The sequence below is a fragment of the Rhodoferax sp. TS-BS-61-7 genome (assembly GCF_002943465.1).
Lineage (GTDB): Bacteria > Pseudomonadota > Gammaproteobacteria > Burkholderiales > Burkholderiaceae_C > Allorhodoferax.
The window spans coordinates 1-7905 of sequence record NZ_PTQY01000013.1; the positions used below are offsets into that span (position 1 = coordinate 1).

At 59.6% G+C, this 7905-nt stretch carries 11 protein-coding genes; 10 read left to right on the forward strand and 1 reads right to left on the reverse strand.

Annotated features, from left to right (window positions below):
- The 4 genes from C5F53_RS19930 to ahpF form a co-directional block, all read left to right on the forward strand.
- Positions 1–359: tripartite tricarboxylate transporter permease (locus C5F53_RS19930; RefSeq protein WP_201740903.1), on the forward strand; the 359-nt coding region annotated here is incomplete at its 5' end.
- 25 nt (positions 360–384) lie between these two features.
- Positions 385–1674, forward strand: a complete 1290-nt coding sequence (locus tag C5F53_RS19935) for a DUF3422 family protein (protein ID WP_255413722.1) — start codon at positions 385–387, stop codon at positions 1672–1674.
- Positions 1675–1780: 106 nt separating this feature from the next.
- Complete coding sequence (gene ahpC, locus C5F53_RS19940) at positions 1781–2344, forward strand: alkyl hydroperoxide reductase subunit C (protein WP_105263169.1); 564 nt, start codon at positions 1781–1783, stop codon at positions 2342–2344.
- 176 nt (positions 2345–2520) lie between these two features.
- A complete protein-coding gene (gene ahpF / locus C5F53_RS19945; RefSeq protein ID WP_105263170.1) occupies positions 2521–4077 on the forward strand; it encodes an alkyl hydroperoxide reductase subunit F in 1557 nt (518 codons plus the stop codon).
- Between the two features lie 53 nt (positions 4078–4130).
- Here ahpF and C5F53_RS20800 read toward each other — a convergent pair whose 3' ends face one another.
- The gene (locus tag C5F53_RS20800) at positions 4131–4463 is read right to left on the reverse strand and encodes a phage integrase N-terminal SAM-like domain-containing protein (protein ID WP_370446761.1); all 333 of its coding nucleotides are present in this window, start codon (positions 4461–4463) and stop codon (positions 4131–4133) included.
- A gap of 19 nt (positions 4464–4482) precedes the next feature.
- On the opposite strand from C5F53_RS20800, the gene C5F53_RS19955 reads away from it, so the two are divergent.
- From C5F53_RS19955 to C5F53_RS20300, 6 genes are all read left to right on the forward strand, one after another.
- Positions 4483–4917 (forward strand): ankyrin repeat domain-containing protein, encoded by a 435-nt coding sequence (locus C5F53_RS19955; RefSeq protein WP_105263172.1) that lies wholly within the window; start codon positions 4483–4485, stop codon positions 4915–4917.
- Positions 4918–5019: 102 nt separating this feature from the next.
- Positions 5020–5481 carry a DUF3592 domain-containing protein gene (locus C5F53_RS19960; protein WP_105263173.1) on the forward strand — a complete coding sequence of 154 codons (462 nt, stop codon included), beginning with the start codon at positions 5020–5022 and terminating at the stop codon, positions 5479–5481.
- A 103-nt stretch (positions 5482–5584) separates the two neighbouring features.
- Positions 5585–5953: a hypothetical protein gene (locus tag C5F53_RS19965; protein WP_146097405.1), complete on the forward strand. Its 369-nt coding sequence runs from the start codon at positions 5585–5587 to the stop codon at positions 5951–5953.
- 124 nt (positions 5954–6077) lie between these two features.
- Complete coding sequence (locus tag C5F53_RS19970; protein ID WP_105263175.1) at positions 6078–6608, forward strand: M23 family metallopeptidase; 531 nt, start codon at positions 6078–6080, stop codon at positions 6606–6608.
- 91 nt (positions 6609–6699) lie between these two features.
- Positions 6700–7653: a tRNA-dihydrouridine synthase gene (locus C5F53_RS19975; protein ID WP_105263176.1), complete on the forward strand. Its 954-nt coding sequence runs from the start codon at positions 6700–6702 to the stop codon at positions 7651–7653.
- On the forward strand, positions 7650–7814 hold the full coding sequence (locus C5F53_RS20300) for a hypothetical protein (RefSeq protein ID WP_161499965.1): 165 nt from the start codon (positions 7650–7652) through the stop codon (positions 7812–7814). Before C5F53_RS19975 ends, C5F53_RS20300 begins: the two co-directional genes overlap by 4 nt.
- Positions 7815–7905: the final 91 nt, after the last annotated feature.

Consider the following 7905-nt stretch of genomic DNA (forward strand, 5'->3'; position numbering starts at 1 on the left):
AGCTGCTCACAGTTCCCTACCGCTGGTTGTTCCCCTCCATCGTGTTGTTCTGTGCGATTGGGGTGTATTCCACCAACAACAACACTTGGGATATCTGGATGGTGGCGCTGTTTGGCATCATTGGCTATGCGTTCATCAAGCTGGGCACGGAACCTGCTCCGCTCTTGCTGGGCTTTATCCTGGGGCCGATGATGGAGGAGTACTTGCGCCGGGCGCTGCTGCTCTCCCGTGGCGACTGGAGTGTGTTTATCACCCGGCCGCTCTCGGCGGGCTTGCTCGCAGCTGCCGTGCTGCTGCTTGTCGTCGTGCTCATGCCTTCCATCAAGGCCAAGCGTGAAGAGGCCTTTGTTGAGGATTGAGGCTTTCTGACATGTGGACCTTGCGTTGAACTTTTTGCCTGTACAACACGCGCAGCGCCTTTCGCTGCATAACGAGGTCCACGCCCGCCCGCCAGAGCCCATGGGCTTGCCCATGGCGCTGTCCCATGTGGTGATGGTGTGCAACGCGCAGCAGCGCGATGCCAGCCGCGCCCACATGGCCGCGCTGGCGCGCGATCACCATTTGCCACCACCCGATGCTGCGTCCATCCATATTCGTATGGACTTTGGCTTGTACCGGGTGCGCTGGGAGTTGCACACCGAATTTGTCACCTGGACCTTCATGCGCCCGATTGCCGGGCAGGGCGGGGCAGAGCGTGAACCCGAGCTGGCGCTGGATGCCGTGCCGCAGCAGTGGTTGGCTGCCTTGCCGGGCGAATGCCTGGCCAGCCTGCACCTGTGGGTGCTGCCCACACAAGAGGTAGACACCGGCCCCTGGATTCGCCAAGTGCTGCACGAAGAAACCCTGGTCGCCTCCACCGTGGCCGATGGTTTTGGCGAGGTCTACACCGACTTTGCGGTGCATGCCGACGGCTTCTCGCGCATGGTGTTGCTGGCGGGCGGCATGACACCGCGTCGCCTGGGCCGGCTGGTGCAAGGCCTGTTGGAGATCGAGACCTACCGCATGGCGGCCCTGCTGGGGCTGCCGGCTGCGCGTGAGGCATCTGCCGTGCTGGCCAGTGCCGAGCGTGAGCTGGCGGAGCTGGCCGAAGCTATCCGTACCGCCACGCGTGATGACGAACCCCAGCTGCTGGACCGGCTGACCCGCTTGGCTGGGCAGGTGGAGAGCCAACACGCGGCCACCCACTCCCGCTTTTCGGCCAGCGCGGCCTACTTTGAACTGGTGGACAAGCGCATTGAAGACATTGCCGAGTCGCGCTTGGCCGGCATGCAGACCATTGGTGAATTTATGGAGCGGCGCCTGACCCCCGCGCGCAGCACCTGCGCCTGGTCCAGCCGCCGGCAAGATGCGCTGTCGCAGCGCGTCTCGCGCATCAGCAACCTGCTGCGCACGCGGGTGGAGATTGAGCAGCAGCAAAGCAGCCAGGCCTTGCTGGCCACCATGAACAGCCGCCAGGGCATGCAGCTCAAGCTGCAGTCCACGGTGGAAGGCTTGTCGGTGGCTGCCATTACCTACTACATCGTCGGCTTGGCCAGTTATTTGGCCAAGGGTGCCCAGCACTGGGGTTGGCCCTGGAGCCCTGAAATGACGGCTGCGGCCGCTATTCCGGTGGTGGCGGGCAGCGTCTGGTGGTCTTTGCGCCGCCTGCACCACCGGGTGTTTCGGGCGTCATAGGCAAAGTCAATGTGGTTGATTGGATCAATCAACCCAAAACATGGCCCAGAGCCTCTAAGATTCGTCCTGTTCATTCATCGAACGGCTATTTTTAGAGGAACCCTCCATGTCTTTGATCAACACGCAAGTCCAAGCTTTCAAGAACGAAGCTTTCCACAACGGCAAATTCATCACCGTGACCGACGAGTCCATCAAGGGCAAGTGGAACGTGTTCATTTTCATGCCCGCCGCGTTCACCTTCAACTGCCCCACCGAAGTGGAAGACGCAGCTGACAACTACGCTGAATTCCAAAAGGCCGGTGCCGAGGTTTACATCGTGACCACCGACACCCATTTCGCCCACAAGGTGTGGCACGAAACCTCCCCCGCCGTGGGCAAGGCCAAGTTCCCCCTGATCGGTGACCCCACCCACGCCCTGACACGCGGTTTTGACGTGCACATCGACGAAGAAGGCCTGGCACTGCGCGGCACCTTCATCATCAACCCCGAAGGCCAGATCAAGACCATGGAAGTGCACTCCAACGAGATCGCCCGTGACGTGAAAGAAACTCTGCGCAAGCTGAAGGCTGCCCAGTACACCGCCGCTCACCCTGGCCAAGTGTGCCCCGCCAAGTGGAACGAAGGCGCCAAGACCATCACGCCTTCGTTGGACCTGGTCGGCAAGATCTAAGTAACCGGCTTACAACGGCAGAGCGCCTCGTGCGCTCCCAAGCCGGACAGCGTCCTGCTGCGTGCGCAGCAGGCCGTCCGGCTTTTTTATACCCAAAATATGGCTGTAGCCCGCTTGAAATATGCGCAAGCAGCTATCAAATCAGTAGTGAATACTGAACAGACAAAGGAATCACCATGTTAGACGACACCCTCAAATCCCAACTCGGCGCTTATCTGGAGCGCGTGACGCTGCCGATCGAGATCGTGGCGTCCCTCGGTGAGGACGACAACTCGGTGGAAATGCGCGACCTGCTGCAAACCATCCAAAGCCTGCGCAGCGACAAGATCACCGTGGCCTATGACGGCCAGGACGCTCGCAAGCCTTCTTTTACCTTGAAGCGCGCTGGCACTGACACCAGCCTGCGTTTTGCCGGCCTGCCCCTAGGCCACGAATTCACCTCGCTGGTGCTGGCCCTGCTGTGGAGCGGCGGCCACCCACCCAAGGTGGAGCAGGACGTGATCGACCAGATCAAAGGCCTGGACGGTGACTTCAACTTCGAGGTCTACATGAGCCTGACCTGCCACAACTGCCCGGACGTGGTGCAGGCCCTGAGCCTCATGGCCATCCTCAACCCCAAGGTCAAAACCACCGTCATCGAAGGCGGCGCCTTCCAGGACGAAATCAACGCCCGTGAAATCATGGCTGTGCCCAGCGTCTACCTGAATGGCGCGCTGTTCGGCAACGGCCGCATGCTGGTCGAAGAAATTGTGGCCAAGCTGGACACCGGTGCCGCTGACAAAGACGCCGCCAAGCTGTCCGCCAAAGACCCCTACGACGTGCTCATAGTCGGTGGTGGCCCTGCAGGTGCCGCGGCTGCGGTGTACGCTGCCCGCAAGGGCATCCGCGTGGGTGTGGCGGCCGAGCGTTTTGGCGGTCAGGTCAACGACACCATGGCCATCGAGAACTACATCTCGGTGCAGGAAACCGACGGCCCCAAATTTGCTGCGGCCCTGGAAGCGCAAACGCGCTCCTACGGCGTGGACATCATGAACCTGCAGCGCGCCGACAAAATCATCCCCGCCACACAAGCCGGTGGTCTGGCCGAAGTGGTGCTGGCCAACGGTGGCACACTCAAGGCCAAGACCGTCATCCTGTCCACCGGCGCACGCTGGCGCAATGTGAACGTGCCCGGCGAGCAGGAGTACAAGAACAAGGGCGTGGCCTACTGCCCGCATTGCGATGGTCCGCTCTTCAAGGGCAAGCGCACCGCAGTCATCGGCGGCGGCAACTCGGGCATTGAAGCGGCCATTGATTTGGCTGGCATCGTGGCCCACGTAACCGTCATCGAGTTTGCGGACCAACTGAAGGCCGATGCCGTGCTGGTGAAAAAGCTCAACAGCCTGCCCAATGTGACCGTGCACACCAACGCCCAGACTACCGAGATCACCGGTGCCGACGGCAAGGTGAATGGCCTCAAGTACAAGGACCGTGCCACCGGTGTGGAGCACCACGTGGAACTGGAAGGCGTGTTCGTGCAAATTGGCCTGGTGCCCAACACCGAATGGCTCAAGGGCACGATCGAGTTGAGCAAGTTCGGCGAAATCATCGTGGACGCCAAAGGCCACACCAATGCCTCCGGCGTGTTTGCGGCGGGCGACTGCACTACGGTGCCGTTCAAGCAGATCGTGATCGCGGCGGGCGAGGGATCGAAGGCGGCGCTGAGTGCATTTGACTATCTGATTCGCAACTGATCCGCGCATCAACTTCCCGTTCGCGCTGAGCCTGTCGAAGCGTAGTGCGGTAATCACAACAACAAAGGGCGCTTCGGCGCCCTTTGTTGTTGTGAGAGAAGCTGTGGATTTTGTGGCGACATTTCTATATCGCACGGGTTCCGCATTTGCCCATCAATAGCCTGCCAGCGAATAAAAAAACGAATCCAGTACAGGTAGGTTTTCTCGGTGCTCAAGCTATAGTGCAAGTACCGAATTCGCTCGCGAACCTGATCCATCAGGCGGACAGGGTGAGACGGAGCAGTGCCGGGTTTCAAAGACCCAACACGCAAGCCATCTTCAGGAGGATTCCATGCCCAGTTTATTCCGCAGCGCCCAGAATATCCCGCAAGGTTTGCGGCATACATTACGTTAGGCGTTTCGACAATGGCATCGAAGAAGAACACAAAACCCCGTGCACCTGGTGAAGACAAGCTTGGTCGCACCGCCTTGCACTACGCTTGCATGGACCTAGAAGCAAACGAGGCGCAAAGACTCATTGCTGGCGGCGCCAACCCCAACGCAGAGGATGACGACGGCAGGTCGCCTCTACACTTTGCAGCGCAAGCCGATTTCGCGCCCATCGCAAAGCTCTTGTTGGACGTTGGAGCAAAAGTCGACGCGGCGGATTCAAACGGAAACACTCCTCTGTCCAACGCAGTGTTCTCGTACAGAGGCAATGGCGATGCAATACAACTCTTGCGCTCATACGGGGCAAATCCGAATCTATCCAACAACTACGGTGTCTCACCTGCTGGCTTGGCTCGCAGTATTGCAAACTACGACGTTGCAAAGTTCTTCGGTGACCTACCAGACGCCTAACCCTTCCATCGAGGGCATGACCAAAAGGCTATGCCTTTCGTGCCCCCCTCATGTCAAACGTTAGAACTCACTCAAAGCTGCTTCCCTTAATTCCACGTCCCAATGAAATTCATCGTCTTAGCCCTCATCCTCTCGTTGCCTCTCGGTTATCTCTTCGGCGAGGAGGAGTATTCGAGGCTCGCGCGCATCCAAGAGATATCAAAGGCACCGGGCTTTTCACCTGCGGTGTTCGAAGAGCTAATCCAAACCAAATCCAAGAAGCACACAAGTTTTCGGGTGCGTTACCGGTACGAGGTCAACGGCCAGCAATACCAGGTTACTACCACGCCAACCGATCAACAGGGCGCATTGGCCTACGTTGCACAGAAAGACATGCAAGTCGCATATAGCACTCAGAACCCGTCGGTTGGGATGGTCAAGCGCTACTACGATCTGCGCAATCCTGAAGACACCATTGTTCGCTCACTCACTGTCACTTCGGTACTGGCTCTCGGCCTGTCGCTGCCAATTGCCCTTGGTATTGCCTGGCGTCTCGGCTGGCTCAGGCGGAGCAAGAAGCGGTGAGCTCTAACTGGTCGGCCCACACGTACACACAGCAGCAGGTTGCCGCTGCGCGGCGCTTGCTGTGCGTCGGTGGCCTCCAACGTTAAACCGCTGAAACCCAGTCATGCGTATTCCAAGCTTACTACTGCCGGTCATAGTGACTGCCGCTATTGCTGGCGCCTTTTGGGCGGGACACTTCATCGCGCGGCACGACGCGGAGAAGATCACGCAAAGAGCAATTCAAGCAATCTCAGTTCAGGAGGCCGCGGCATCATTCATGGTTACCTCAGGGGCGCGCGCAGCGTTGCAAGAAGGGAAGCTTGCGCAAGCAGATATGGTCCTGCTCAACTATGCCGCTTTGAAAGCCTCGATGCTTATCGATTGCAGAAAGTCGGCGCAGTGCGTAAGTGAGGCTGGTGCCCTAATGCCTACTGAAAACACTCTCAATGAGGCGCTCGCTGCAGCTAGAGCGCCCGAAGGCAAGCGCCAATGATCCGTAAGACGCGGTTTAACATGTCAATCGACACGTACCCACAACAGCAGGAATCGGCTTCGCCGCGAGTTGTTGTGGTCCGGTCATCTTCACGTTGACAGCGCCCCCCAAGCCACGACATGAGATGAAGCGTCACCGTCTGTATACCTTTCTAGCTGCCATCGCTTTGCTGCTCGGGCTTGGTTTCGCCATTCCTGATGAGCCCCGCATCCCTGTAGCTGGCGCTACCGCAAAAGACTGGAATCCAAAGTCGTTCTGGTACGAGCCATGGGGAGTTTCCGGCGTGCACAAAGGTATTGATGTGTTCGCACCCCAAGGTAGACATGTCGTATCTGCCGTCCCGGGTGTTGTCCTCTATCAAGGCCGCCTTGGTATTGGCGGCAACGTGGTTGCGGTCCTTGGGCCGAAATGGAGGGTGCACTACTACGCACATTTGGCCGATGCCGATCCGTCACCCCGCTTCCTCGGCAAGGGGGCGGTGCTCGGTTTGGTTGGAACAAGCGGCAACGCAGCAGGCAAGCCGCCACATCTGCACTACGCCGTGGTGTCGCTCATCCCCCTGCCATGGCGCTTTAGTTCAGAGACACAAGGATGGAAGAAAATGTTCTTCTTGGATCCAGGCGCACTGCTGCAAGCTGGCGCCAAACCGCTCTAAAGGCGGCTCCCTTGTTGGGGGACAATGCGCGACTGCTTTGTCCCTTTCTCAGTTCTTCATCCCCGTGCCCGTCCGTATCTACCTCGCCCCCATGGAGGGGCTTCTCGATTTTGTCCTGCGTGACATCCTGACCCGCGTGGGCGGGGTGGAGAAGTGTGTGTCGGAGTTCATCCGCATTACGCACTCGCTGATGTCGGAGAAGGCGCTGTTGCGCACGGTGCCCGAGCTGGCCTTTGGTGCGCGCACCTATGCTGGCGTGCCGGTGTGGCCGCAGTTGCTGGGCTCGGACGTGGTGTGTATGGCCGAGAACGCAGCGCGCTTGGCCGAGATGGGCGCACCCGGTATTGACCTGAACTTTGGCTGCCCGGCCAAGGTGGTGAACCGGCATGGTGGTGGTGCCACGCTGTTGCAAGACCCGGAGATTCTTCACACCATCGTGGCCGCGGTGCGCGCCGCGGTGCCAGCCCACATTCCCGTCACGGCCAAGATGCGCCTGGGCTACAACGACGATAGCCTGGCGCTGGACTGCGCACGCGCGCTGGAGGCCGGTGGTGCGGCCGAGATCGTGGTGCACGCACGCACCAAGGCGCAGGGCTACCGGCCGCCCGCGTATTGGGGCCGTGTGGCCGATGTGCGCGAAGCGGTGCGGGTGCCAGTGGTGGTGAATGGCGAAATATGGAACGTGGAAGACGCGCAGGCTGCGGTGATGCAGAGTGGCTGCGACATTGTGATGTTGGGTCGTGGCATGGTGGCACGCCCGGCCTTGGCACGCAGCGTGCTGGCGGCCCTGGGCACGGCGGAAGGCAGCATCGCCCAAGCGGGTGAGGACTGGTCGTGGCAAGACTTGGCCCCCCTGATGCACGCCTTCTGGCACATAGCGACAACCCATCTGGAGAAAAAACAGCAGGCCGGCCGCATGAAACAATGGCTCAACCTGCTGCGCCGCCACTACCCAGAGGCGCAGACCGCGTTTGACGAGATGCGCACCCTGGTCAAACCCAGTGATGTGGAAGCCTGGATGCGTACGGGAATTCCTCAGCCATGAACATTCACCTCGGTTATCGCCCCGGCTGCGTGATCCACGGCTCCATTGCCATCGGCGGATCGCACCACGATGCCTCTGGCGCCCAGTGGGGCAAAGAGGTGACGGAGCAGCTGTTTACATGCCAAATCTTGATTTCCAAATCGAATTGCGACACCTCATGAGCGCATGACGAAGGGCTGAGGATGGAGTGAATTGGTTAGCCTTTTGGTTCCTACACCGACAGGTTTGCCAATGACCCACAACCACCTCAGC